Consider the following 24,731-nt stretch of genomic DNA (forward strand, 5'->3'; position numbering starts at 1 on the left):
GGTAGCGGAGCGTAACCACGTAGGGCCCCGCGAGCGCCGCCGATTCGATACAGCGCCGTTGCGTTGGGTGGTGACGGAGTCGAGAAATTCTGCGACTGTGTGCGCCGATTTCTCGATGTCGAAATCTCTGGCTCGGATGCGGCCCGCCGTGGCGAGGCGGGTGCGCAGGGCCGGGTCGCCGATGAGGGTGTCGAGTGCGGTGGTGAGTTGGTGCTGGTCGCCGCCGTCGACGAGCAATCCGTTGATGCCGGATTCGACGATTTCGGCGGGTCCGCCGGGACCGGAGGCGATGACCGCGCAGCCCGCGTGCATGCCCTCGACCACGACCTGTCCGAACGGTTCGGCGAGTACCGAGGAGTGCACCAGGATATCGGCGTCGCACAGATTGCGGCCGGGGTCCTCGACGTGTCCGGTGAAGGTCACCGGCAGCCCGAGTTCGGTTGCCATCCGTTCGAGTTCGGCGCGGTAGGGCTCCTCATCGAAGAAGGTGCCGCCGATGATGAAAACGTGCCGCGGTGGCACTTTCGCCGCCGCGATCGCGCGCAGCAGCACATCCTGGCCTTTCCACGGCGTCAGCCTCCCGACGGCAGCGAGCACCGTTTCGGTCGGTGCGCGTTGTGGCGCGCGCTCGGTGTCGTCGCCGAATTCCACACCCGGGTACGCCACTACGGCGGGGCGGCGTCCGATCCGCAAGGTGTGCAATGTGGTTCGGCTATTGGCGATATATCCGCGCGCCATCAATCTGCCGAGCAGCTGGATAACCATGGTCGGCAGTCGGCCGAAGTAGTCCACCGCGATCCGGTCGTGTACCTGCCAAACCAGCGGAATGCCTGCGCGCCGCGCCGCCACCGACCCCATCACCAACGCCTTGGTGCTCTCCGCGACGAGCACATCGGCACCGAGTTCGCGGGCGGTCGCGCCGAGGGTCCAGCCCACCCGCAGCAGTGCCGCGAATCCGGCGAGCAGGCGCAGCGGACCGGACCCGATGGTCATGGCGCGGCTGTCGAATCCGCCACGCAGCACGCGGGTATCGACCCCGCGTGCCCGCATGCGTTCGACCATCGGGCCGTCCTCCGTATAGATCTGTGCCACGTCGATGAGCCGCATCGTGCGCAGCGCGGCCAGCAACCGCAGCGTCGCCAGTTCGGCGCCGGAAGGCGCCGCGGTATGCGCTAGGAAGAGGGCCTTGGTCGTCCTCGATGGGGTCATCGCCTTAATTCCTCATACATCGTCAGATGGCGCTGCGCTGTGACATCCCATGAGAAAGTTTCTGCGTGCGAGCGACATTGCTCGGGTGTGGGTAGCGTGCCGTTGAGTGCGGCCACAATTCGCGCGCCGAGTGCGTCGGCGTCGCGGGCGGGCACGATCAGTGAAGAATCCAGTCCGCGTACCGAATCCGGCAGTCCGCCACAGTCGGTGACGATCGGGGGCCGCCCCGCGGCCAGGGATTCCAGGGCGATGAGCCCGAATCCTTCCAGGGCGGTGGTCGGGACAACGGTGAATTCGGCCTGTTCGTAGTGCTCGGTGAGCTGTTGGTCATCGACGTTGCCCGCGAAGGTGATCGAATCGCCCAGTCCGGCGCCCGCGGCCTGGGCACGCAATTCGGCTTCGGCGCCACCGGTTCCGACCAGGACCAGGCGGGCATCCGGATGTTCGGCGACCACGCCCGGCCAGCAGCGCAAAAGGGTATCGATGCCCATGCGGCGCTCGAGTCTGCGCACACACAGGACGGTCCGGTGGGGGCCGGCCGGTATCGGCGAGACGCGGAAACGCATCAGGTCGACACCGGGCGGGATGACCCGGATCCGATCGGCGGGCACGCGATAGTCGAGGCTGAGTACGTCGCGAAAGTGGTTGGACAGCACCACGAATCGGTCCGCGCCGGCGTAGCGGATCCGCTCGAGCAGATACTTCGCGCGCGCGCCGAGTTCACCTTGTCCGGTGAGTCTGCTCTCGGCGGCCCATGGTCCGTGGAAGTGCACCACCAGCGGCACCCGCCCGGCGCGGGTGCGGGCCGCGGGACCGTAGAGCGCGAAGTGTCGATCCAGCACATCCGCGCGGTGCAGTTCGGCCCGCTCCAGAAATGCGGTGCGGGCCCGGGCGATGGTCGAACCGCCGGTTGGCCCCCATGACCGCGCGCCGGGCGGATCGTCGGGGGCGACCGCACCGAACGCGGACGCCGATATCGCTACTTCCGGTTGCCGCGCGAGTGCGTGGAACAGTTCGGTGAAGTATCGATTGAGTCCGCCGGGGGCCGTTGAGAACCATTCTGAACCCGTCATATGCACACGCAGTGCCCCGGTTGCTGCCGTCACCGCGGCCCCCTACTCCTGGCGATGCTGGGGCGAGTCCGCCACCTGAACTCGCTTCCCGCGCAACAGTGTAGGGGAGTTCGGTGCGCCCGGTCCGGCGTAGAGATCATCTGCGATCAGGGCGAATGACCAGTTTGCTGCCGGTCGGCCGCCCTCCAACCGACCGGCCGCAGTCGCCGGCCGAGATCGAACAGATTCGGCTGCCCGGCCCGGTAGCGCGCGGCGTCCTGTTGCCCATGGTCCTGGTGCTGGCCACGTACTACGAGGTGCTCAACGGCCCGACCAATGCGGCCTGGCTCGATCGTCCGGATGATCGGCCGCCCGCGGAGATCATCGATATCTTCGCGCTGTCGGTGGTCGGCATGTTGGAGCGGGTGATCGTCGAGAAACAGGGGGATCGTCTCGACGTGCCGATCGACGATCTCATCGACTATTGCGCCGACTTCGCCGCGGCATCTTTGCCTGCGGTCTACAAGGGCCAGATATCCAAGCGCCCAACGGATTAGCGAGTGGCCGACATCTCTCGGGTGCGGTAGATTTCACATCGAGTTCGTGCCCGGCACGGACCGACCCGCGGGGGACCAGCGGGAGGGACTAGGACAGTGGGGACCACGGGGTCTGTGGCTGAGCGCAATGATATCGCCGAGCGCGAGATACGGGTGCTGGTCGAGAACGGCGAATACTGGCTACGTAATCGCGGCGATATCGCGATGATGGTCATCACCGTCGAGCGCATCCGCGCGCGGTGGCCGCGGGCGCGCATCGGCGTGCTCACCCATCAGCCCGGCGTATTGCGGGCTTTGGTGCCGGAGGCCGAGCCGATCTGCGGCCCCGAGTGGAGTTGGGGTTCCGACGGCTGGCACGGATTGTTGAACCGCACGGCCGGAACGAAATTGGTCGGACCGGCGGCGCTGTGGTGGCGGGCGAACACCGACGGACCTAAGGACCGATTGCGGGCGATCCGCGCGCGCGGACGCGGCGAGACCGCGGACCCGCAGGAGCATGCGGTGGCACCGGAACTCGAATTTCCGGTGGAGATCCCCGCGGCGGTCGAACAGGCGTCGCTGGTGCTCGCGAACGGCGGCGGCTATCTGACCGATGTCGACCGCTACCAGGCCCAGCGCACCCTGAATCTGCTGGAATACGCATCTGCGCTCGGCATTCCGACGGCGCTGATCGGGCAGGGCATGGGGCCCGTGCGTGACCCATATCTGGTACGGCGAGCTGCCGGGGTGCTGCCGAAGGTCGACTTCGTGGCCTTGCGTGAGGGGCGGCGCGGCCCGGAACTGCTCGCCAAATTCGGTGTCGCGCCGGACCGGATACTGGTCACCGGCGATGACGCGGTGGAATTTGCCTATCGCAGCCGCGATGCCAGGATCGGCGCCGATATCGGAGTATGTCTGCGCGTCGCGGACTACGCGCAGGTCAGCCTGGAGGCGCAGGGAATTGTCGGGCAGGTGGTGCGCACCCGCGCCGCGGAATTGGATGCCGGACTGGTGCCGCTGATCATCTCCGAATACGCCTCCGAGGATCGGCTCTCGACGTTGCCACTGCTGGTGGGCGCGGCCAAGCCGCTGCCGCCGATCGGTCGCGGCGGCACCCCGGCCGATGTGGCCCGGCAGGTCGGGCGGTGTCGGGTGCTGGTGACCAGCGCCTACCATCTGGCGGTCTTCGCACTGTCGCAGGGCATTCCGGCCGTCGGCATCACGGCCTCGGAGTATTACGACGATAAATTCCACGGGCTGGCGCAGATGTTCGGGACCGGTCTGCGGGTGGTGCACCTGAATGATCCCAAACTGGAACAAGAACTGACCATGGCGCTGGACGAGCTGTGGGACGATGCACCTGCGCTCCGGGATCCGCTGCAACAGCGGGCCGTCGACCAGATCGACGCGGGCCGGAGCGGATTGGAACGAGTTTTCGGATTGGTGGAAAACGGACCGGTCCGGCCGGTGCAACGATCAGGGGGATAGACTGTCGTGACAACGCTGTCGGTGTGTGTGCCCGCCTACAACTCCGGCCGGACGCTCGCGACTACCCTGCGTTCGATTCTCGATCAGGACGCGGAGTTCGAACTGGTCGTCCTGGACAATGCGAGCACCGATGACACCTCGGAGGTAGCGAAGTCCTTCGACGATCCACGAATCCGGTTATTGCGCAATGACATCGTGCTGAATATCGGCGATAACTGGGATAAGGCGATCCGCGCCTGCACCGGCGAACTGGTCAAGGTCGTCTGCGCGGACGATGTGCTGCGACCGGATGCCATCACCACACAGCTCGCGGTGATGGCGGATCCATCGATCGCCATCTCCTCCAGTCGCTTCGAGGTGATCGACGAGGCGGGGGCGGTGCTGGAGACCGGCCTCGGCCTGGCCGGTCTGCTCGGCAGGCAGACCCCGCGCACGTTGGCCCGGACCATCGTCCGCCGCGGTCCGGCGGATTTCGGCCCGACCGCCGCGGCCATGTTCTACCGCGAGCACTACGACCGAGTCGGCGGGTTGCGCGGTGATCTGGTGTTCCCCATGGACGTCGACCTGTTCGCGCGGGTCTCGTCCTTCGGCGTCTTCTTCGGCATGACCGAAATTCTGGCCGCCTGGCGCAACTCATCCTTCAACCTGTGCAGCCGAACCTCCACGGTCAGCAAGCTGACCGATATGTACCGCTTCCACCACCGCATCGCCAACGACTATCCGGATCTGGTCCACCGCGGCGACGTACTGGCGGGTGACGCCCGGCTGGCCCGGGCGGCGCTGCACCGCCTGCGGGTCCGCACGGTGGCCACCGTCCGCAAGCGCCCGGATCTGCTGGTCTGATATCGAAGTTCGCGTAGCGGCGCGGTGTATGACGTATCCACTACCTAAAGAAACCGTTAACTAATCCGTTGCGGGTGCGCGCGATCCGGCGAGACGAAGTAGAACAAGGGGGCGGGGGTCTCGCGGCAGGAAGCGTTGATGTGGATGGTTATTGATCATGTATCGCATGGCACCCTGCTATCGGGCCGACTCCCGGATGAGCGGGGGCGTTTCGGTGAATTCGGCGGCAGGTATGTGCCCGAAGGCCTGATGGTCGCGTTGCTGGAGCTGGAAGAGGCGTATGCGCTGGCGCGCACCGATTCCGGATTCCGTGATGAGCTCGGCGAATTGCTGCGCACCCGGGTGGGTCGTCCGACGCTGCTGCATCAGGTACCGCGCTTCGCGCGATCGCTGGCGGTGCCGGGGGTGCGGGTGTATCTGAAGCGCGAGGATATGACGCATACCGGTGCACACAAGATCAATAACGCGCTGGGACAGGGTTTGCTGGCCAAGCGGATGGGTAAGACGCGGATCATCGCCGAGACCGGTGCCGGTCAGCACGGTGTGGCGGTCGCGACCGTATGCGCGATGCTCGGACTGACGTGCGTCATCTATATGGGCGCCCACGATATGCGGCGACAGGCCTCCAATGTCATGCGAATGACCCTGCTCGGCGCCGAAGTGCGTCCCGTGGAGACCGGCAGCCGCAGGCTCAAGGAAGCGATCAGCGAATCGGTGCGCGACTGGGTTTCGAACCTCGGTACCACCCACTACCTGTTCGGCACATCGGCCGGACCCGCGCCCTATCCGATGATCGTGCGCGATCTGCAAACGGTGATCGGCAAGGAAACCAGGACCCAGATCCTGAAATCCGAAGGCCGACTGCCGGATTACCTGGTGGCCTGTGTCGGCGGCGGCAGCAATGCCATCGGCCTGTTCCATCCCTTCGTCGACGATCCGGCGGTCCGCTTGATCGGCGTCGAGGCCGCGGGCCTGGGTGTCGAAACCGGTCAGCATGCCGCCACGCTCAGTATGGGCAGTCCGGGCGAAATGGACGGCGCCTACAGCTATCTCCTCCAGGACGACGACGGCCAGGTCACGCCGACGCACAGCATCGCGGCGGGCCTGGACTATCCCGGCGTCGGCCCCGAACTCAGCTACCTCAAGCACACCGGTCGCGTCGCCTACCGCGCGGCCACCGATGCCGTGGCCCTGCGCGGCCTGCATACCCTTACCCGCACCGAAGGCATCATTCCCGCCCTCGAATCCGCCCATGCCGTCGGCTATCTGCTCGAACTGGCCGAACACGGCGAGCTCCCCACCGACTCGATCGTTGTGCTCGGTCTGTCCGGGCGTGGCGATAAAGATCTCGCCATCGCGGCGGAACGGTTGGTCGGATAGACGGTTCACCGATCGGCCGCCGCATGCCAGGATGGCCGAATGACCAACGGGGTGAGCTGTATTGCCGAGCATACGGTCGAGCTGATGATGGATTACGGCCAGTTCTACCTTGATGGCGGCTTCGGTGATCCGGATTCCGAACTGGCCCTGCTCGATCAGGCGCACGCTGCGCAACCCTGCGCGGGAGACGGCGCCATGCTGGTGGTATTGAGCCCGCATCAGAACAATTTCGAGATGTCCATCGCGGTGCAGGTGTGGACCGGCAGGCCGCCGCATGATCGTGCACAGTGGCAGCAGGTGTGCGAGGGGCGCTTGCGGGTGGATTCCGATGGGGTACTGAGTATTTCGTCACCGACCGATGGTTGGGCGGACCCGTGTCCGGTTCCGCCGGGGGACTATCTGATCGAAGTGAGTGGTCGCGGATTCGTGAATTACGGATGGCCGGGTTCGACCATGCCCGGCGATGTCTGGCGGATTCGGCTATGGCCCGATGACGGTGGCGACCTCCTGCCGCACCAACAGTGGGATATGCCCGGGTATGGCATTCCCGAAAATGTGCCGATACCCGAGCGAACCGATACCGAGGAGGACCCGGAGTCGCAATGGGTCGCCGTGATGGACTCCGAAGGCACCCGGTATCTGACCGTCGGCGAGCTGGCGGCGGAGGGGGTGGCGGCCGAGCGCGCGCAATGGGGTGGTGATCCGATACCGGAACTGCGCGAATACTTTTCGGCTCCAGAGCTGGCCGGTTTCGATCGCCCGCTGGTCGAGGCGATCGCTGCCATGGACGAGCCGACCTTGCGGCGGCTGGCTCATCGGTGCGCCGTCAAGGCCTGCGAACTGGCCGCGATCGCCGAAAGATCCTGGGTGGCACCGGCATTGGCGGCATTGCGGGAGGGACGGCCGCTACCCGCGCCGTTCGATGACATGCAGACCGCCTTCGACCGACTGCACGACGAGGAGTTCGGAGCGGTCGAGGACGAATCGCGCCAGCTCGTCGCGACGATCGGTCGACCGGTGCGGTCGGAGTCGAATCCCTTCGATATCGGGCCCGTGCATCGACCTTCCTTCGCGCTCGGCGCCATTGAACACGCCACCGATCCCGACTCATTGGCGGCGGCGATAGAAACACTGCATACCGCCGCCATCACTTTCGGCGCCGATGCCCGCGTGCTATTCGCCGAAATCGGCGACGAGTTCCGCTGATCGATGGTCGGCAAAGGCGTTGTGGCACCCGAAGCTCAGGCGCCACAACGCGTTTCGTCGCTTGCTCAGATCGTCCAGAGTCTGCCGTAGGTGTAGACCGCATCACCATTGGCGCTGATCACCCGTACGAACGGACGAATCGTGGTCTGCCCGAGGACACCGGTAATGGTGCCATGGAAGCCCGACATCCGAATGAAGCCTTCCGCGCCGAAGACATCACCGCCCGTGCACTCGAAGGTCTGGATGCCCGGACCGAAGCCGACCTCGAGTTCGACGCCGGCGCGCGGGATCAGACCGCCCAGCTTGAGCACCGCGCCGTCGGCGCCGCCGAGATCGACGCCGACATCCGGTGTGTACCACTGGAATCTGATCCGCCCGTTCACCGTGGCCGGATATCCGACCTGATAGCCGATGGTGATGTGGCCCGACCAGTCCTGGGCGTTCGCCCCGGTGACGCGGTAGGCGGCCTCGCCGTTGTGAAACCACTCGCGGGTCAGCGGGTTGCCGTCCAACGGTGGCACGAAATCGATCCGGGTATCGGATTGGATCGCCTCGACCGTGCGATCCTGCCGGTCGACTATCTGACTGCTGCTGTCGATTGCCGCGGATGCGGCGCCCGTGGTAAAGGCCAGCCCCGAGGCCATTACCGAGGCCAAAACGAACGCGCACAGACTCCGACTACGGAGTGTTTTCTCCCTCATCAGGTATTTCCCCTTGTTCCCCAATAACAGATGTCTTGACAGCAAAACGCGCGGCGCCGACGACGAACCCCGCTGCGGCGCAGCGAATTCACAGCATTTGTCACCGCCCTTCCGAGGGGCCGGCCGGGTCATCGAGGACCCAGCGGCCGTCGAGTTCGGGAAACCTGGCACGGACTTCCGGGAGCAGATCGCGCAAGGCCAACAGCACGAAATCCGGTTGGGCGCGGACGAGTTCGGCAGGGGAGATGATCGGTATATCGGTGCCGGGCATCCGGCGGCCCTGTTTCGCGGGCGAGGCATCGGCGACCGCGGCGATGAGCCCGCGGTGTACCCCGGCGAGGCTGAAGAGCGCGACCGCACGAGAGGCCGCGCCATAGGCGTAGACCCGCCTGCGACGCGCCGCCATCGCGTCGAGCCAGTGTCGCAAGAGCCGGGCATGCTGGTCGGTCGTGCGCTGCAGGCCCTGCAGCGCACCGAGATCGGTGTGCTCCGACTCCGCGGCGCGGACGGCGCGCACAGCATCATCCGGTTCCACCGCACCGTGCACCGCGCCGATGAGCACCGTGCCGTCGTAAAGATCGAACTGCCACGCCATCGCCACGCTCATTCCCACGGCCTCCAGTAGGCGCTGCAGCGCCGCCACCGAGTAGTACGCGAAATGCCCGTGCCGCAACGCATTCCACTGACCGGCCGCGACAATGGTGGCCAGCGAGTGATACTGGAGCAGCAGCACGCCGGTCGGCGCGGTGGCGGCGGCCCGCTGCGCGAAGGCGGCCCGCTGATCGGGTTCGTGCATGATGCCGAAGCAGTCCAGCACCACATCGGCGACGCCGTCGACGTCTGCGAATCCGCGCTCGACGAGTAATGGCAACCAGGTCCCACCGTGCGGACTGCCGAATTCGCGCACGGTGCGCCCGCGCAACAATCCGGCGCGCGCGACCCGCGCCACGGCGTCGGCGGCCTGATCGCGCAGCGCCTGCGGTTCGATACCGCGCGGCTCCTCGGTGCGGGTGTCGTCCTCGGCCAATTGCGCCAGCCCGCAGGCACCGCACACATCCATGCGCAGCGGATGTGCGATCTCCGCGCCGTCGATTGCGCTCCCGGCCAGCGGGAAGTGGTCGGCGGCGGGGACCTTGCCGAGATCGAGCACCGGGGTGAGTTCGGTACCGCGGCAGCCCCGGCAACCGCGACCCATGACCGTGCCGTTCATGTCACGATGGCCTGGTGCGCATCGAACAGACCGATCTCGCCGATGTCCTGGTGCTGGTGCCCGAACCGTTCCGGGACGAGCGCGGCCTGTTCACCCGCACCTTCGACGCCACCGAATTCGATGCCTACCTCGGCGCACCCGGAATCGCGGCCGCGTTCGTGCAGGATTCGCAATCCCGTTCGGCGCGCGGGGTGATCCGGGGCATGCACGGGCGGTCCGGGCGGGGTGAGACGAAGCTGGTGCGCTGCGCGCATGGCGCGGTGCACGACGTCCTCGTCGATATCCGGCCCACCTCGCCGACCTTCGGACGCCAGCAGGCGTTTCGGCTGGACGACACCGAATTCCGCCACCTGTATGTGCCGCCGGGCTTCCTGCACGGCTTTCAGGCGCTGACCGCCACCGCCGACGTCTGCTACCGCATCGATCGCCCGCACGATCCGGCCGAGGATATCGGCGTCGCCTACGACGATCCGGATCTGGCCATCGCATGGCCGCTGCCGGTCACCGTCGTCTCCGCCCGCGACCGGGCCGCGGGCAGCTGGCGGCAGTTGTTCACGAAGGTGCGGGCAGCTCTGCCGGAGGGGCGCTGATCCGGCGCATCGACGCATCGAGCACCCCGGTCTGTCGCAATTTCTCCAGATGCGGCAGCCGGGTGAACCGGCGGAAGAAGTCGTCACTGGTCAGTCCCCTGGCGGTGTATTCGCGAGACAGCTGCTCGGCTCCGGCGGCCACCGTCCATGTCGCGTGGTAGCCGAGAGCCGAACGGGCAGCGGAGAAATCGACGCGGTAGGACCTCGGGTCCGCGCCGCTTTCACCGGTGATGGACAGCCGGGAACCCGGCACCGCGTCCACGACGGCCTTGGCGATATCGGCGACGGTGAGGTTGTTCGCCTCGGTGCCGATATTGAATGCCCGACAGTTGATCGCGGCCACCGGCGCGGTCAGACAGGCCGCGAAGGCGTCGGCGATATCGGCGGCATGCACCAGCGGCCGCCACGGTGTCCCATCGGAGAGCACCTTGACCTCGCCGGTGAGTACCGCGTACCCGACCAGATTATTGAGCACGATATCCGCGCGCAGCCGCGGCGAGAAGCCGAATGCCGTTGCGTTGCGCAGGAATACCGGTGTGAAGTCGCCATCCGCGAGTGCGGCGACATCGTCCTCGACGCGCACCTTGCTCTCGGCATAGGGCGTGATCGGGTGCAGCGGTGCGTCCTCGGTGACGAGTTCGTCGCCCGCGGCGCCGTATACCGAACAGGTCGAGGCGTACAGAAACCGCTGCACCCCAGCGTCTTTCGCGAGTCGGGCCAGTCGGACCGACGCGTGATGATTGATGGCATAGGTGATTTCGGGATCGAGTGCGCCGAGCGGATCATTGGACAGCGCCGCGAGATGGATCACCGCATCGAATCCGGTGAGCTGCTCGACGGTCACATCGCGCAGATCGACCGCGAGCCCGGGCGGATCATCCGGCAGTCGACCGAGTACGCAGTCGGCGAAGAATCCCGTATCGAGTCCGATCACCTCATGCCCCGCGGCGCGTAGCACCGGAGCCATGACCGTGCCGAGATAACCCTGATGTCCGGTGAGCAGAACGCGCATGCCCGTGTCTCCAGTTTTCATGACAGCTCGAAACCGACGACAACTTTGTCGACAATGAATGCTTCGGCATGCTGAGCCCGGCATTGCACCCCACGCAGCCGGGACAGACCGGTGAACGACTGCCCGTCGAACCAGTCCCGCCCCACTTGTGAAGGGTAGTGCTTCTGCAGCAGCCGCGCCTTTTCCTCGGCGAATTCCGTTGATATCGGAACGAATACGGTCGGGTGTGGCGTATCGGTCTCCCATTTGAGGATCTCGTAGCCGAGCACCAGATGGTCGCGGAATTCGGTGGGTACGAGTTCGGCGAGGAGCCGATGGTCCTGATGCGCGTCACCGCGCTGCGGTGCGAAGACCAGATCCGGCTCGGTGCCCGCGCGAAAGGTGGACAGCGCCTGTTTGATCCGATCCCAGTGCGCCGGAGCGCGACCATCGGGCAGATCGAGCACCGTCACCTCGAGTTCGGCGCCGGGACAGAAGGCGGCCAGTGCGGCGCGTTCCTCGTCCGCACGCACCGTGCCCGCGCCGGAGAGCACCAGCGCGCGCACCCGAAGTCCGCGGTACCGGTGCGCCAGCGTGCGCAGCGTCGCGCCCATTCCGATCGCGATATCGTCGCAGTGCGCGCCGAGTATCGCGATTTCGTGCAATGGCCCGGTGGTCAGCGCGATCATGCGAACTGCTTCTCCCAGACCATCCACGGCCGGATGCCGGACCGGTACGCGGCGTCGAGTTCGGCGCGTTCCTTGAAGGTGTCGGCGGGCTTCCAGAAGCCGAGATGCTGATAGCCGTAGAGCCGTCCCTGCCCGGCGAGCCTGCCGCACGCGTCGGCCACCAGATCGCCGCCGGGCGGCAGCAGATCGAGCACCTCATGGCTGAGCACGAAGTATCCGCCGTTCTCCCACAGCGGCATCGACGAGACCGGGCGGATCTCCTTGACCTCGCCATTGGGCTTGATATCGACGCAGTGGAACGACTGCTGCGGCGGTACCACCATCATCGAGGCGGCCGCGCCGGAGGCGGTGAAGCGCTCGATCATCTCGTCCAGCGGTGCGTCGGTGAGCACGTCGGCGTAGTTGGCCAGGAAGGTCTGCTCGCCCTCGAGATGCGGGCGCACCCGGCGCAGCCGCTCGCCGATGGCCGAGTCCAGGCCGGTGTCGACGAAGGTGATCGACCAGTCGCTGATATCGGTGCGCAGCAGCTCCACCGAGCCATCGCGGATGACGAAGTCGTTGGAGACCGACTCCTGGTAGGTCAGGAAGAAGTCTTTGATGTGCTCGGCGCCGTAGCCGAGGCACAGGATGAAATCCTTGTGGCCGTAGTGCGCGTAGTAGCGCATCACATGCCAGAGCAGTGGCCGCGGACCGACCAGTTGCATCGGTTTCGGGAGCATGTCGGAGCCGTCGCGCATGCGCATCCCATAGCCGCCGCAGAACAGCACAACCTTCATCGTGCGTGCCTTCCCCTCGTTTCAGCGTTATTCGATTCCCCGAGCACCGCGCTGTGCAGAGTTGGTAGTGGATAGACCAGTTCGCCGCCCCACTCGGCGATATGGCCCAGTTGTGCGGAGATCTCGGCTTCGAGGTTCCACGGCAGGACCAGCACCACATCGGGTCGATCGAGATCGATGCGTGCGGTCGGATAGATCGGGATCCGGGTGCCCGGGGTGAATCGCCCGTGCTTATAGGGATTTCGGTCGACCGTATAGCTCAGCATGTCCGGACGGATCCCGCAATAGTTGAGTAGTGTGTTGCCCTTGCCGGGCGCGCCGTAGCCGACCACCCGTTTGCCCTGGGCCTGTGCGTCGAGCAGAAAACGCAGCAGCTCCTGACGCACATGCCGGGCGCTGGACTCCAAATGCTGGTAGCCCTCGACCCGGTGCAGGCCCGCGGCCTGCTCGCGCCGCAGCACCTCGTGCACCCGGGGGCTCGGCGCATCCGCGACCGCCTCCGGGCGGGCCCACAGGCGGATCGAACCGCCGTGTGTGGCAAGCAGTTCGACATCCACCACGGCCAATCCGGCCGTTGCCAGTGCACGCTGGGCCGAGAGCACCGTGTAGTACTGGAAGTGTTCGTGATAGATGGTGTCGAACTGGGCCAGTTCCATCAGGTTCAGCGCATGGTGCACCTCGATCGAGAGCCAGCCGTCATCGGCCATCAGCTCGCGCAGTGCGCGGGTGAAACCGCGCAGGTCGGGGACGTGCGCGTAGACATTGTTGGCGACCACCAGATTCGCGGGCCCATGCTGGCCGCGGATCCGCTTGGCGAATTCCTCGTCGAGAAACGCCGTTTCGGTCGGCACGCCGATCTTGCGAGCGGCCGCGCCGACATTCACCGAGGGCTCGATGCCGAGGCACGGTATGCCCGCGGCGACGACGTGGCGCAGCAGATAGCCGTCATTGCTCGCGACCTCGATCACGAACGAGTCGGTTTGCAGGCTCAATCTTTCGACGGCCTCGGAAACGAAAACTTCGGCATGTTCGACCCAACTATCGGAATATGATGCGAAATATGCGTACTCGGTAAAGGTTTCCGCTGGTGTGATCAATGCGGGGATCTGCAACAGTAGGCAGTCATCGCAAATTCGCAGATGTAGCGGGTAGGTCGGCTCCGGAAGATCGAGTTCGTCCGCCGCGAGAAACTTCTCACACGGCGGTGTGGCCCCGAGGTCGAGCACGCTCGAAAGACGCTCGGATTCACAAAGTCGACAACGCATCCTGGCCCCTGCCTCCCGCCGCGTGGGTCGTCCGGCGAATAACCGGCATGCCCAGCACGTCGCTGCGATCAAGTGAGACGTTACAACGAATCGCTTGCGTATCACCCCCCAAATCGATTGGGGGGTAGCGGTTTCCGGACGATTTTGGGGCTATTCCGAGGGATGGCATTCGAGTGGCAAACAGTTCGATGGGGGGTGGATCCCCCACTATCGCTTCCGGATGGTCGGGCTGCGGGTGCGCCACCTGCCGACTTTCTGCATGTTGCCTTTCGATCACGGGCCCAAAAAACCGACCGTCCGAATGTTGGCTACTGCGTGGAATACGCTGCGGCCCTTTCTGTTCGGTGGATGAATGGGATTGTGTTCTGTAACAATCGCGTTCTGGCCGCCGACTGAAGGAACACCCCGGGCGGTCAGATTGCGTCGAGGGGACCGGTCGACGGGGATCGGGGGCAACAAATACTCCCAGGGGGAGGTGCGTGTTCAATGAGCTTCGAGCTCACCGATGATGACGACCTGGACGTCACGGGTCCGTCCCGAACACTGCCGCGCTCGGAGCGCGAACGCTGGCAGGCAGAGTATGTAAGGCGCTTGGCCACAACGGATTTCGCGGTGATCGCCGCGTCGGTCGGCCTGGCGCAGCTGATCCGATTCGGCGGCCCCGTCGCGCCCCCGCTGGCATGGCCCATGCCGTACGAGGTCGGCTATACCGTGGTTTCGGTATTGCTCGCGCTCACCTGGCTCGCCTTCCTGGCCGCATGCAATACCCGATCGCCCCAGGTGGTCGGGAGTGGGGCAGAAGAATACCGCCGGTTGGTTTCGGCCACCCTGCGGCTGTTCGGGGCATTGGCGATCATGTCGCTGATATTGCAGATCGAGTTCGCGCGTGGATATCTCGCGATCGCGCTGCCGCTCGGTCTATTCGGATTGATGTCGAGCCGATTGCTGTGGCGGCTGCACACCCGGCAGCGGCGCAGCGTCGGCGAGTACCGGACCTCGGTGCTGGTGGTCGGCTGTGCGGAGGCGGCGCAGGCGATGGCGGCCGCATTCTCCCGCGATCCGGCCTCCGGATATCGAGTTGTCGGGGTGTGCCTTCCGGATGGCGGCACCGATACCACCGAATACGCGATCCGGGCGTCGGGAAAATCGTTTTCGGTGGTCGGCGACGACCGCTCGGTACTCGACGCGGTGCGCCGCAGCGGTGCCGATACCGTCGCGGTGACGGCGACCGATCACCTCGGGCCGGTCGAATTGCGCCGGATGGCTTGGGATCTGGACCCGCTTGGTGTCGAGCTGATCGTCGCGCCCGGTGTCGTCGATATCGCGGGCACCCGGTTGACGAACCGCCAGGTCGCGGGCATGCCGATGCAGCACATCGCCAAACCGCAGTACGACCGTGCGAAGTCGACCGGTAAGGCGGTATTCGATGTGTGCTTCGCCGGTGGGGTGCTGCTCGCCATCCTGCCCGCGCTGCTCGCCATCGCGATCCTGGTCAAACTGACCAGTCCCGGGCCGGTGTTCTACCGTTCGGAACGAATCGGCCGCGGCGGCAAGCCGTTCCAGATGATCAAGTTCCGCAGCATGTACTTCGACGCGGACCGTCAGGTCGCGGCACTCATCGAATCCCATGGCGGCAATCCGGTGTTCTTCAAGATGAAAGACGATCCGCGAATCACCCCGATCGGTAAGATTATTCGCAAGTTCAGCCTGGATGAGCTGCCGCAGTTCCTGAATGTGCTGCGCGGTGAGATGAGCGTGGTCGGGCCGCGCCCGCAGGTGCAGCGCGAGGTCGACACCTACGACGGCGATATGCGGCGCAGGCTGCTGGTGAAGCCGGGCGTGACCGGCCTGTGGCAGGTGAGCGGACGATCCAATCTTTCGCTGGAGGATTCGGTGCGCCTGGATCTGTCCTATGTCGAAAACTGGTCCATGATCCTGGATCTGCTGTTGATCGCCAAGACCATCGGCGCCGTCGCGCGCGGCGAGGGGGCCTACTGATCACGCCCCGGGGCGAATCGCCTGGGGCGAGCGCGTATCCGATCAGCAGGGGCGGCGGGCCGGGAATTCGGCGGCGAGTTCGGCGAAGACCGCGGTATTCAGTGCGAAGGCCCGCTGTCCCTCGTCGAGTACGCGACGGCGCTCGAGATCATCGAGCGGCAGTTGGTCGAGCAGTGCGCGATATTCGCGTTTGAAGGCGGCCGGATTGCCGACGCCGTCGAAGACGTAGAAGCGGACGCCGTCGCCGCGATGCGGCAGGTTCCAGAGCTTTTCGGCGGTGCCGCGGATGACCTGGCCGCCGGAGAGATCGCCGAGGTATCGGGTGTAGTGGTGGGCGATATATCCGGCGGGCCAAGCACGGGCGCACTCATCGATGCGCTCGGCGTAGGCGGCGGTGGCGGGCAGTGCTTCGAGCGCGTCGCGCCAGTGCGGGCCGATGAGATGGGCGAGGTCGCGCTGGAGTTCCGCGGTGCGGGCCAGTTCCGGTCGAATGAACGGGCCCGCGACCGGATCATCGGCGAGCGTTTCCCAGCGGCCCTCTAGCGCGCGGTAGATGAACCAGAGCTGGGTGGTGTAGCGATGATAGGAATCGATGCCGAGCGAGCCGCCGAGCATGTCACTGATGAACGAGGAGTTCTCGGCCTCTTCATGCTGTTGTGCGGTGGCGGTACGGATCGCCGTGGAGAACGGGACGGTGTCCGACATTCCTGAACCACCTCGCTATCGCTCAGTGCTTTGGGAACCCTTACCAGTCGGTACAACCATACCGGCTCACTCCCGGTGCGTCTCTCGAGATCGACTCGTGTCCCGACGTAGGGGATGGCGCGGTGGGCGGCGTCGGCGCACGATGACCGGCCTGCGGATCGAGCCGAACCGGCTCGTAATGCGCGGCCTGCGCACGGTCCGGTCGATCCATTCGCCGAGGGTCACACCCGCGGCCAGCGCACAGCCGACACCGACCGCGGCGAGCACCTGATTGGCTCCGATCAGCAACTCGTCATTGAGCAGTGCGTAGAGCCCGCGGTACACCTTCAGACCCGGTAGCAGCGGAGTAATGCCCGCGACCGCGACGACCAGCGGGGGAGTCAGTGACCGGCGTGCCATCAGACCACCGGCCAGGCCGACCAGTGTCGCGGCGACCGCGGAGGAGATCACCGGGCCGAAGCCGAGATGCTGCACCAGTAGAAAACAGATCGTGCCCGCCGCGCCGCCGAGCGCGGCGGCGGCCAGTGCCCGGCGCTCGGCGTAGCAGGCGAGTGCGAAGGTCAGCGCGGCCACGGCACCGGCGGCGATCTTGATCGGCAGATCGGTGATGTCGCGGCCGGAGGTGAGATAGACCGGCGGCACCGTGGCACCCGCGAGCTCTCCGACCCGCAATGCCAGCGCGATGCCCGCGATGATGCCGCCGGTCATCATCAGCACCTCGAGCATGCGCGCGGTCGCGGTGATCGGTGCGCCGGTTATCCCGTCCTGCACCGCGCCGACCAGTTGCAAACCACTGAGCAGCACGGTGATCCCGGCGGCGATGATCAGCGTCGGGTCGACATTGATATGGACGGTCGCCGCGAGTGTCGCCAACAGCAGCGCCGGTGTCGCCGCGATCGCGCCGCCCACCACATGCTGGAAGAAGAACGGCAGCCCATAGCGATTCAGGACGCGATTGGCGCGATCGATCGCCAGCGTGGTGCCGAAACTCACCGCGGCGACGAGCCAGCCGCCGCCGAGCAGCGCCGCGATCGATGCGGCAAGCAGTGACCAGCCGAAGGTGGCGATCCAGCGGTGGTACGGATGCGGTGCCGAGGTGATCGCATCGAGCTGCGCCCGGGCATCCTCCGGCGACACGACCTCATTGCGGATGCGGCGGGTGAGCCGGTCGACCGCGGCGAGGCGGGTGAAGTCCAGGGACCGATACTTCACCACGCGCATGGTGCTGGCCGGTGGCAGCTGCGGGCCGCGGTCGGCCCAGATCCTGATCGCGTCGTAGGTGACATCGATATCGCAGCGGGACAGGCCGTAGGTGGCGGCGATGAAGCGCACCTGGGTGGTCGTATCGTTGACACCGGTACCCGAGGCGAGCACGACCTCTCCAACCCGCACCGCCAGGTCGAGGACCTCGGCGACCCGGGCGTCGTCGGTCAGATCGATCGGCTGCAGCGGTGTCGGCGCGGCCACAATGGTGTCCGCGGTGGCCGGACGGTCGGCGACCAACAGGTCGACCGCCTGTTTGACGACGGGGATGCGAGGTGCTCGGAAGAAACGCAGTCGGGGCCGCTTGCCCAGGGGGTCGTCCGGGGTTGCGGCGTCGTCTCCTTCTGAGAGTGTTTCCAGACCCATGTGCGTGACCGTAGTCATCCGGTGCCGATGTCGCATCAGCTGTGGTCGCGGAGCACTTCGATTGCCAGACGGTTGTCCGGACACTTGGTCGGAGCTGGCAAAAGTGATAGAACTTGTTCTAATTTGCTGATACTTCGAGCGGCCGGGCAGCAGTCGCGAGCGAATGGGAGCGAGTACGGTGCGGTACGGAATTGTGTTGTTCACCAGTGACCGGGGCATAACGCCCGCCGATGCGGCCGCGGCCGCCGAGCAGGCCGGATTCGACGCGTTCTACGTGCCCGAACACACCCATATCCCGGTGATCAGGGCGGCCGCGCATCCGCGCACCGGGGATGCCACCCTGCCCGATGACCGCTATCTGCGCACGCTGGACCCCTGGGTCGCGCTGGCCACCGCTGCGGCCGTCACCAGTCGGATTACGCTGTCCACCGCGGTCGCACTGCCCGCCGAACACCATCCGATCACCCTCGCCAAAACCCTCGCCTCCCTGGACCATCTGTCCGGCGGTCGGGTCAGCCTCGGCGTCGGATTCGGTTGGAACACCGACGAAATGGCGCATCACGGGGTCCCCGCGAACAAGCGCAGGACGGTGCTGCGGGAACACCTCGATGCCATGCGCGCCCTCTGGTCCGATGAGGAGGCCAGCTTCGCGGGTCAGTTCGTGAACTTCGGACCGAGCTGGTCCTGGCCCAAGCCGGTGCAGAAACGGATTCCGGTGATCCTCGGCGCGGCCGGGACCGAGCAGTCGTTCACCTGGCTGGCCAAGAACGCCGACGGCTGGCTCACCACCCCCACCGAGGACGGGCTCGGCGAGAAGATCGAACTGCTGCACCGGGTTTGGCGCGAGCACGAGCGCGAGGGCAGTCCGGAGATCATCGCACTGGCCGGACGCCATGATGCGGCGCAGCTCGCGCAATGGGCCGAATTGGGTGTTACCGAGGCGGTTTTCGGGCTGCCGGATCGTGATGCCGATGACGTGCGCGCGTACTTGACTCGCCTGGCTGGGAAGCTGGGTATCGCAGCGGCAGACTGAGCGCTCGGTCGAAAGCCCGCTGACATCGAGATGTCAGCGGGCTTTCGTGCCGCACTAACCCAGCCGCCGCCGTGCGACGACGAGTCCGATGACCACGCCGATAGCGCCGATGACCGCGACGCCGATCAGGGCGATCACGATCCGGCCCGTAGACGAATTCGATTCGGACGCAGTCGATTCCGTTGCTACGGCAGTGGTGTCGCGGCTCGTCGGCGTCTTCGACGCGGTGGAGTTCTCGCCGAAAACGCCATCGCCGACGGTGGTCGCGTACGTCGGGCCGCTTTCCGTGGCGCCGGTCACGGTGAGATCCAGCTGCACTGAAACCGGCTGGTTGTCGCCCTTGTCAGTGAAGCTCGAGCCGAGCTTCACCGCGATGTAGTACCAGCCCGCCACCGCCTCGTTGCGGGTATCGAGCACATCGGATTTGCGGTTGTTGTACCGAATCGGCACGGTGGCCATCGCCTCGTTCGTCGGCAGCACGGTGTCGCTGCCGGTGTAGGAGGAGAAGTCCGAGTCGATCGCCTCGCGGATCGGGCTGTACAGGGTGGTGCGGACATTGGAGATGTTGTCGACGCCGTGTCGGCCGTTGCCGCCGTAGTGGACTCGATACGCCAACCCTTGGCCCCAATCCAGCTTCACTCGATAGAACACGAACTCACCCTGCCGGATGGTGTCGGTGTAGCGGCCGCTGCCGGACAGGGTGCTGGCCGCTGTGAAGGACGGGCCGCCGGAGACGGGGGTGCCCGTGCCGCTCGGCTCGGTGAAAGCCGTGAACGGCGCGACTGCGATCGGACCGGCATCGGTCACCGCGGGTTCGATACCGACCAGCAGCTCGATCGGAAGTCGTTCCGGCACACCGGCCGAGACTCTGTCCCAGGTCAGCTGGAAGTAGTAGCGGCCGCCGCCCTTGCACTTATCGGAGCTGCCGCCGGTGGGTTGCTTGGTCGCGCCGTCGAACGCCTTGGCCACCGTGAGCGCGACGCCGTCGCTGGAACTGGTCGCCTGCTCGGATTCGAAGACATTGCAATCCTGACCGTCGGCGCCGTAGATCCGCAGCTGCAGCGTGTTCATATCCTCGGTCGAGGAGATATTGGGCAGGCGCGGGAAGGACAGGGTGCCGCTGAAGTACGCGGTCGCTCCGGCGGGGACATCGACTGCCCAGTAACGCTTTTCCTTCTGACCGAGGGTATCCAAATACTGGCCAGGGGTGGCCACCGGAGCGGTGTCGTATTTTCCGGTGCCCGTGATCGGTGTGCCGACCGCCTTGTAGTTGCGCAGTGCGGCGGAGCTCACGCGTGGCAGGGTCCGCTCGAGTGCGGGGCCGTCGGCGGCGTCGCTGTACGTGCCGCCGGTTGCCTGGGCCATGCAGGTGAGTTGGGCGCGAGCCTTGGCGTCGACCGCGAACCCGATGGCGTGCACCACGAGGTCGAGGCCCTGCTGCTTCAATTCTCGTGCCACCTCGCACGGATCTGGTGGGGAGCAGGTGTCGTCGCCATCGGAAACCAACACGATGGAGCGCGGACCGGACTTCGGGAGGGTGTCGGCGGCTTGGCGCAGTGCGGTACCCATGGGCGTCCAGCCGCTGGCCTTGATCCCATCGACCGCGCTGGTCAATGCGGTCCGGTCGAGAGTCTCGGGTTTGTGCAGGACTTGCACGTCACGGCAGCCGGATGTCTTCTCCGCCTCGCTGTTTCCGGTACTCGTGCCGTAAACAGTCAGTCCCACTTTGGATTCGGCGGGTGCGGTGCCGACGAACGAACGCACGGCATTCTTGGCTGCGTCCATCATGGTGCCCGCCGGATCCGGTCGCTGCATGGAGCCGGAGGCATCCAGGATCAACATGGTTGGCGCATATTGCGGTGATTGCGGACCCTGCTGTGCCTGTGCGGGTAACGCGGCCACGGCGAGTCCGAGCAACGTTGCGGCGGTCGCCGCGGTCAGTCGGATAACGCGTTGGGAGAATATCGACATTGCCTCATCTGCTTGTTTCGCTCCGATAAGCAGCAGAGGTTACCCATCGAATGCCGTTGTTCCCATTCTTGAAACGCCCGTCGACATAACCGGTCGTCTGACCACCGGCGGGTCACGCGGCAGCAAGAAAGCAGCCCCGTCACGAGCTGTAACTCGTGACGGGGCAGTATTTTATCGGTCAGCGCAGGTCGCGGCGGCGGAAGGCCGCGATCCCGACCGCGAGCAATGCGCCCGCGATCCCGAGTAGCCACAGGATCGGGGTGGCCTCGAAGGGCGCACCGGGGAGCTTCGGCGGATGGACGAAGGGGACCAGGTCGCGGACCCACTGCGGCAGTCCGTCGAGGGAGCCGATGACGAAGATGGCGATCATCGTGCTGAGTACGCCCCAGGCGACCGGAGTGTAGCGCGGCGCGAGACCGTAGATCGTCACGGCGATGCCCGTGAGCACCCACACGGCGGGCACTTGAACCGCCGCCGCGCCCAGGCAGTCGCCGAGCTTGCCCGCGAGATTGCCGTCCGATATCCCGTAGATGATGCCGACCGCCGCGCCCGCGACGAGCAGCAGTACCACGGGGCCGACCAGTGCGATGCCGATGTGGCTGAGCGCGTAGCGCACTCGGCTCACCGATCCGGCCAGGGTGGCCTCGGCGCGCTGGCTCGACTCCTCCTCGTGCAGCCGCAGCACGGCCGAGATGGAGTAGGCCGATGCCGCGATGGCCAACATGCTGAGGGCGAAGGTGATGAACGAATTCTGCAGCACATCCGTGCCGCCCATCCGGTTGATCACATCGCGGATCTGCTTACTGTTCTCGAGCATGTCGCCGACGCTGTTGATGGCGCCGCCCATCAGCGATCCGTAGAGCAGGAAGCCGATGGACCAGGCCAGCAGCGAGCCGCGCTGCAGCCGCCACGCCAGCCCCGATGGACCGGACAGCGTGGGCGCCGCGACCGGCGCGCCGGGCCGCTCGGCGAGCAGGCCCGAGCCCGTATCACGCTGCCGCAGAAGCATATACGCGACTGCGGTGGTCACAATGGCGACGGTGAGCAGTGGGATCAGTATCCACCAGCGCTCATCCGCATACGGCCGCATATTGATGCACCAGCCGAGCGGCGAAAACCACGACAGCACACCATTTCCCGCATCGCCGACCGCGCGCACTGCGAAGGCCGCGCCGAGCGCCCCGAACGCCACCCCGCGCGCGACCCGCGCGCCGACGCTCACCTGTGCCGCGATGGCCGCGACCCCGGCCCAGGCCAGACCGGAACCGCCGAGCGTCGCACCGTAGGCCAGCGAACCGGCGGCGGGCAGGTCACTGCCATAGAGCGCGAGGGCGCTCAGCACGGCGACGATCAGACAGCCGGTCGCCGTCATGATCATGGCGGCGGTCAATCCCGCGTAGCGGCCGATGCTGGTGGCGCCCACCAACTCCGCGCGACCGGTCTCCTCCTCGACCCGGGTGTGCCGGATGACGGTGAGGACCGTCGCGATCGCGATCATCGCGTAGAACGGCCCGGCCTTCCACAGTCCGACCGAGCCGAGGTCGGTGCTGAAGACCGGCCCGTACATGGCAACGAGGGCCGGGCTTTCCATGACCGACTTCGCCGCATGATCGAGGTCGGCCTGCGTGGTGTAGACGGCCTTGGCGCTGCCGACATAGAAGGCGGGCAGCAGTCCGAAGGCAAATACCCACAGCGGCAATACGATTCGGTCGCGCCGCAGGAACAGTCGCAGCATCTGGGTGGTACCGGCGAAGTCGGCCGACCCGCGCGCGGCGGGCGCGGCGTAATGCCTGCCGCCCGCGGTTGCGGTTGTCATGATCCCACCTTCTGCATGGTCGCGCTCGCCTGCTCGGAGGTCGCGCCGTCGACGTGGTAGTGCCGCAGGAACAGCTCCTCCAGCGTCGGCGGCGCACTGGTGAGGCTGCGTACTCCGACATCGCCGAGGATCCGGATCAGCGCACCGAGATGTTCACCGTCGACCTGGCAGCGCAGCGTCGAACCGTCGCGTTCGATGTCCTCGACACCCGGGACACGGCTGAGGTCGCCCGGGTCGCCGAGCAATTCGGCGGTGATGGAGGTGCGCGACAGATGCCGCATATCCGATAGCGACCCGCTTTCCACCGTGCGCCCGGCCCGGATGATGGTCACCCGGTCGCACAGCACCTCCACCTCGGAGAGGATATGGCTGGAGAGCAGGACCGTGGTGCCGCGCTGTTTGGCCTCTTCGACGCATTCGCGAAAGACCTGCTCCATCAATGGATCCAGGCCCGAGGTCGGTTCGTCGAGCAGCAGCAGACGCACATCGGAGGCGAGCGCGGAGATCAATGCGACCTTCTGTCGGTTGCCCTTCGAGTAGGTGCGCGCCTTCTTGCGCGGATCCAGGTCGAAGCGCTCGATGAGTTCGGTGCGGCGCTGCGGATTGATTTCCCCGCGCATCCTGGCGAGCAGGTCGATGGTCTCACCACCGGACAGTGACGGCCACAATGTGACATCTCCTGGTACATAAGCGATTTCGCGATGCAGCTCGACCGCATCGGTCCACGGGTCGCCCCCGAGCAGCCGGACCTCGCCGGAGCTGGCGCGCAGGATCCCGAGCAGGATCCGGATGGTGGTCGACTTCCCTGCGCCGTTCGGGCCGAGGAAGCCATGGATTTCGCCATCGCTAACCGCGAGATCGAGCCCATTGAGGGCAGCGAAGTGGCCGAAGTTCTTGTGCAGATCGCGAACTTCGATGATGTCGGACATCAGGTCTCCTTGGTGAGTATGTCCAAGATCGTTGGGTCGGTCAGGAATCCCTGGGCGTAGAGCTCCGCGGCGGGCATCATGAACTCTTCGGTCATGGTGCGAACGAGCTTGCGGTAGTCGATCTTTTCGCCGCGTTGTTGCAGCAGGGTGAAGTACAGGACGGTCGCGCCGACGTTGACCATCGTCAGATATCTGGCGCGCGCGGCCGGATCGCGACTCGGCTTGATGGTGCCCGCCTCGACGCCTGCCTGGATGTACTCCTCGGCATCCGAGATCATGTGCTCGAGTAGGGATTCGGCCAACGGCCCACCCGCCTGCAGGCTGCGCACCATATAGGCGACCAGCGGGCCGTATGCCTCGATCTCGGACATCGCGGTGAGCATGCTTTTCGCGACGTTCGTCTCGGTGGCGGTCTTCCACTTCTGGTCCCGGATCAACTCCAGCACCCGCTCGTCGCAGGCGGCCCGCAGGCCGTCCTTGGAGCCGAAGTGATGGTTGACCAGTCCAGGGGAGACACCGGCCGCTGTGGCGATCGCACGCACTCCGATCTGGAATCCGTTGTCACCGAACACCTCGATCGCAATATCGCGTATGCGGGCGGCGGTGGTGAGATCCGAATTCGGGGTCGACGTCACGTGGCGCCTCCTAGTTCGGCGGATCCTTTCGGTACGGCTCTCTGGTTGAACACATGTTTAGTATATTAAACGCGCGTTC

22 protein-coding genes and 1 pseudogene are annotated in these 24,731 nt (G+C 65.9%); 9 read left to right on the forward strand and 14 right to left on the reverse strand.

Annotated features, from left to right (window positions below):
* Nucleotides 1-1,209: glycosyltransferase family 4 protein (locus ABZW16_RS15990; protein WP_354956429.1), on the reverse strand; the 1,209-nt coding region annotated here is incomplete at its 3' end.
* Nucleotides 1,206-2,282, reverse strand: a complete 1,077-nt coding sequence (locus ABZW16_RS15995) for a glycosyltransferase family 4 protein (protein WP_354956531.1) — start codon at nucleotides 2,280-2,282, stop codon at nucleotides 1,206-1,208. The genes ABZW16_RS15990 and ABZW16_RS15995, both read right to left, overlap by 4 nt.
* 155 nt (nucleotides 2,283-2,437) lie before the next feature.
* Here ABZW16_RS15995 and ABZW16_RS16000 point away from each other — a divergent pair, with 155 nt between their 5' ends.
* The 6 genes and pseudogenes from ABZW16_RS16000 (at nucleotide 2,438) to ABZW16_RS16025 (ending at nucleotide 7,714) form a co-directional block, all read left to right on the forward strand.
* On the forward strand, nucleotides 2,438-2,818 hold the full coding sequence (locus ABZW16_RS16000; RefSeq protein ID WP_354956431.1) for a hypothetical protein: 381 nt from the start codon (nucleotides 2,438-2,440) through the stop codon (nucleotides 2,816-2,818).
* A 114-nt stretch (nucleotides 2,819-2,932) separates the two neighbouring features.
* Nucleotides 2,933-4,285: a polysaccharide pyruvyl transferase family protein gene (locus ABZW16_RS16005; RefSeq protein WP_354956433.1), complete on the forward strand. Its 1,353-nt coding sequence runs from the start codon at nucleotides 2,933-2,935 to the stop codon at nucleotides 4,283-4,285.
* Nucleotides 4,286-4,291: 6 nt separating this feature from the next.
* Entirely contained in the window at nucleotides 4,292-5,128 is an 837-nt protein-coding gene (locus ABZW16_RS16010) for a glycosyltransferase family 2 protein (protein WP_354956435.1), read from the forward strand.
* Nucleotides 5,091-5,192, forward strand: a pseudogene (locus ABZW16_RS16015) (hypothetical protein); the annotation flags it as partial. The gene ABZW16_RS16010 and the pseudogene ABZW16_RS16015, both read left to right, overlap by 38 nt.
* A gap of 80 nt (nucleotides 5,193-5,272) precedes the next feature.
* Entirely contained in the window at nucleotides 5,273-6,508 is a 1,236-nt protein-coding gene (gene trpB, locus ABZW16_RS16020; RefSeq protein WP_354956437.1) for a tryptophan synthase subunit beta, read from the forward strand.
* 39 nt (nucleotides 6,509-6,547) lie between these two features.
* Entirely contained in the window at nucleotides 6,548-7,714 is a 1,167-nt protein-coding gene (locus tag ABZW16_RS16025) for a hypothetical protein (RefSeq protein WP_354956439.1), read from the forward strand.
* A 65-nt stretch (nucleotides 7,715-7,779) separates the two neighbouring features.
* Here ABZW16_RS16025 and ABZW16_RS16030 read toward each other — a convergent pair whose 3' ends face one another.
* Together ABZW16_RS16030 and ABZW16_RS16035 are read right to left on the reverse strand one after the other, a co-directional pair.
* Nucleotides 7,780-8,415, reverse strand: coding sequence for an MspA family porin (locus ABZW16_RS16030; RefSeq protein WP_354956441.1), 636 nt, complete (start codon nucleotides 8,413-8,415; stop codon nucleotides 7,780-7,782).
* A gap of 100 nt (nucleotides 8,416-8,515) precedes the next feature.
* Nucleotides 8,516-9,625, reverse strand: coding sequence for a methyltransferase domain-containing protein (locus ABZW16_RS16035; RefSeq protein ID WP_354956443.1), 1,110 nt, complete (start codon nucleotides 9,623-9,625; stop codon nucleotides 8,516-8,518).
* A 14-nt stretch (nucleotides 9,626-9,639) separates the two neighbouring features.
* Between ABZW16_RS16035 and rfbC the strand changes: the two genes are divergently transcribed.
* Nucleotides 9,640-10,215 carry a dTDP-4-dehydrorhamnose 3,5-epimerase gene (rfbC, locus tag ABZW16_RS16040; protein ID WP_354956445.1) on the forward strand — a complete coding sequence of 192 codons (576 nt, stop codon included), beginning with the start codon at nucleotides 9,640-9,642 and terminating at the stop codon, nucleotides 10,213-10,215.
* Here rfbC and ABZW16_RS16045 read toward each other — a convergent pair.
* From ABZW16_RS16045 to ABZW16_RS16060, 4 genes are read right to left on the reverse strand one after another with little or no spacing between them, the layout of a single operon-like run.
* Complete coding sequence (locus ABZW16_RS16045) at nucleotides 10,178-11,227, reverse strand: SDR family oxidoreductase (RefSeq protein ID WP_354956533.1); 1,050 nt, start codon at nucleotides 11,225-11,227, stop codon at nucleotides 10,178-10,180. The two genes, rfbC and ABZW16_RS16045, sit on opposite strands and share 38 nt — an antisense overlap.
* 17 nt (nucleotides 11,228-11,244) lie before the next feature.
* Nucleotides 11,245-11,895 (reverse strand): PIG-L family deacetylase, encoded by a 651-nt coding sequence (locus ABZW16_RS16050; protein WP_354956447.1) that lies wholly within the window; start codon nucleotides 11,893-11,895, stop codon nucleotides 11,245-11,247.
* Complete coding sequence (locus tag ABZW16_RS16055) at nucleotides 11,892-12,671, reverse strand: glucose-1-phosphate cytidylyltransferase (RefSeq protein WP_354956449.1); 780 nt, start codon at nucleotides 12,669-12,671, stop codon at nucleotides 11,892-11,894. Before ABZW16_RS16055 ends, ABZW16_RS16050 begins: the two co-directional genes overlap by 4 nt.
* Nucleotides 12,668-13,936 (reverse strand): class I SAM-dependent methyltransferase, encoded by a 1,269-nt coding sequence (locus ABZW16_RS16060; RefSeq protein WP_354956451.1) that lies wholly within the window; start codon nucleotides 13,934-13,936, stop codon nucleotides 12,668-12,670. Before ABZW16_RS16060 ends, ABZW16_RS16055 begins: the two co-directional genes overlap by 4 nt.
* 486 nt (nucleotides 13,937-14,422) lie before the next feature.
* Between ABZW16_RS16060 and ABZW16_RS16065 the strand changes: the two genes are divergently transcribed.
* Nucleotides 14,423-15,934, forward strand: a complete 1,512-nt coding sequence (locus tag ABZW16_RS16065; protein ID WP_354956453.1) for a sugar transferase — start codon at nucleotides 14,423-14,425, stop codon at nucleotides 15,932-15,934.
* Nucleotides 15,935-15,976: 42 nt separating this feature from the next.
* Here ABZW16_RS16065 and ABZW16_RS16070 read toward each other — a convergent pair whose 3' ends face one another.
* The gene (locus tag ABZW16_RS16070; protein WP_354956455.1) at nucleotides 15,977-16,639 is read right to left on the reverse strand and encodes a biliverdin-producing heme oxygenase; all 663 of its coding nucleotides are present in this window, start codon (nucleotides 16,637-16,639) and stop codon (nucleotides 15,977-15,979) included.
* Between the two features lie 66 nt (nucleotides 16,640-16,705).
* Nucleotides 16,706-18,268, reverse strand: coding sequence for a threonine/serine exporter family protein (locus ABZW16_RS16075; protein WP_354956457.1), 1,563 nt, complete (start codon nucleotides 18,266-18,268; stop codon nucleotides 16,706-16,708).
* A 178-nt stretch (nucleotides 18,269-18,446) separates the two neighbouring features.
* Here ABZW16_RS16075 and ABZW16_RS16080 point away from each other — a divergent pair, with 178 nt between their 5' ends.
* On the forward strand, nucleotides 18,447-19,301 hold the full coding sequence (locus ABZW16_RS16080) for a TIGR03619 family F420-dependent LLM class oxidoreductase (protein WP_354956459.1): 855 nt from the start codon (nucleotides 18,447-18,449) through the stop codon (nucleotides 19,299-19,301).
* A gap of 54 nt (nucleotides 19,302-19,355) precedes the next feature.
* On the opposite strand, the gene ABZW16_RS16085 is transcribed toward ABZW16_RS16080, so the two are convergent.
* The 4 genes from ABZW16_RS16085 to ABZW16_RS16100 all read right to left on the reverse strand — a co-directional run bounded on the left by ABZW16_RS16085 (nucleotide 19,356) and on the right by ABZW16_RS16100 (nucleotide 24,652).
* A complete protein-coding gene (locus tag ABZW16_RS16085) occupies nucleotides 19,356-21,272 on the reverse strand; it encodes a VWA domain-containing protein (protein WP_354956461.1) in 1,917 nt (638 codons plus the stop codon).
* Between the two features lie 178 nt (nucleotides 21,273-21,450).
* A complete protein-coding gene (locus ABZW16_RS16090) occupies nucleotides 21,451-23,088 on the reverse strand; it encodes an ABC transporter permease (protein WP_354956463.1) in 1,638 nt (545 codons plus the stop codon).
* Nucleotides 23,085-24,017 carry an ABC transporter ATP-binding protein gene (locus ABZW16_RS16095; protein ID WP_354956465.1) on the reverse strand — a complete coding sequence of 311 codons (933 nt, stop codon included), beginning with the start codon at nucleotides 24,015-24,017 and terminating at the stop codon, nucleotides 23,085-23,087. The genes ABZW16_RS16090 and ABZW16_RS16095 overlap by 4 nt, the downstream gene beginning before the upstream one ends.
* Nucleotides 24,017-24,652, reverse strand: a complete 636-nt coding sequence (locus tag ABZW16_RS16100; RefSeq protein ID WP_354956467.1) for a TetR family transcriptional regulator — start codon at nucleotides 24,650-24,652, stop codon at nucleotides 24,017-24,019. Before ABZW16_RS16100 ends, ABZW16_RS16095 begins: the two co-directional genes overlap by 1 nt.
* Nucleotides 24,653-24,731: the final 79 nt, after the last annotated feature.

The organism is Nocardia sp. NPDC004604, from assembly GCF_040609795.1.
Lineage (GTDB): Bacteria > Actinomycetota > Actinomycetes > Mycobacteriales > Mycobacteriaceae > Nocardia.

What these genes read in the sequence shown, in the direction of transcription:
- ABZW16_RS16030 (WP_354956441.1), bottom strand. Translation starts at nt 8,415, where the DNA reads ATGAGGGAGAAAACACTCCGTAGTCGGAGTCTGTGCGCGTTCGTTTTG.
- ABZW16_RS16045 (WP_354956533.1), bottom strand. Translation starts at nt 11,227, where the DNA reads ATGCGCGTTCTGCTCACCGGACATCAGGGTTATCTCGGCACGGTCATG.
- ABZW16_RS16070 (WP_354956455.1), bottom strand. Translation starts at nt 16,639, where the DNA reads ATGTCGGACACCGTCCCGTTCTCCACGGCGATCCGTACCGCCACCGCA.
- ABZW16_RS16035 (WP_354956443.1), bottom strand. Translation starts at nt 9,625, where the DNA reads ATGAACGGCACGGTCATGGGTCGCGGTTGCCGGGGCTGCCGCGGTACC.
- ABZW16_RS16055 (WP_354956449.1), bottom strand. Translation starts at nt 12,671, where the DNA reads ATGAAGGTTGTGCTGTTCTGCGGCGGCTATGGGATGCGCATGCGCGAC.
- ABZW16_RS16095 (WP_354956465.1), bottom strand. Translation starts at nt 24,017, where the DNA reads ATGTCCGACATCATCGAAGTTCGCGATCTGCACAAGAACTTCGGCCAC.
- ABZW16_RS16060 (WP_354956451.1), bottom strand. Translation starts at nt 13,936, where the DNA reads ATGCGTTGTCGACTTTGTGAATCCGAGCGTCTTTCGAGCGTGCTCGAC.
- ABZW16_RS16025 (WP_354956439.1), top strand. Translation starts at nt 6,548, where the DNA reads ATGACCAACGGGGTGAGCTGTATTGCCGAGCATACGGTCGAGCTGATG.
- ABZW16_RS16050 (WP_354956447.1), bottom strand. Translation starts at nt 11,895, where the DNA reads ATGATCGCGCTGACCACCGGGCCATTGCACGAAATCGCGATACTCGGC.
- trpB (WP_354956437.1), top strand. Translation starts at nt 5,273, where the DNA reads ATGGTTATTGATCATGTATCGCATGGCACCCTGCTATCGGGCCGACTC.
- ABZW16_RS16000 (WP_354956431.1), top strand. Translation starts at nt 2,438, where the DNA reads ATGACCAGTTTGCTGCCGGTCGGCCGCCCTCCAACCGACCGGCCGCAG.
- ABZW16_RS16090 (WP_354956463.1), bottom strand. Translation starts at nt 23,088, where the DNA reads ATGACAACCGCAACCGCGGGCGGCAGGCATTACGCCGCGCCCGCCGCG.
- ABZW16_RS16065 (WP_354956453.1), top strand. Translation starts at nt 14,423, where the DNA reads ATGAGCTTCGAGCTCACCGATGATGACGACCTGGACGTCACGGGTCCG.
- ABZW16_RS16075 (WP_354956457.1), bottom strand. Translation starts at nt 18,268, where the DNA reads ATGGGTCTGGAAACACTCTCAGAAGGAGACGACGCCGCAACCCCGGAC.
- ABZW16_RS16085 (WP_354956461.1), bottom strand. Translation starts at nt 21,272, where the DNA reads ATGTCGATATTCTCCCAACGCGTTATCCGACTGACCGCGGCGACCGCC.
- ABZW16_RS15995 (WP_354956531.1), bottom strand. Translation starts at nt 2,282, where the DNA reads ATGACGGGTTCAGAATGGTTCTCAACGGCCCCCGGCGGACTCAATCGA.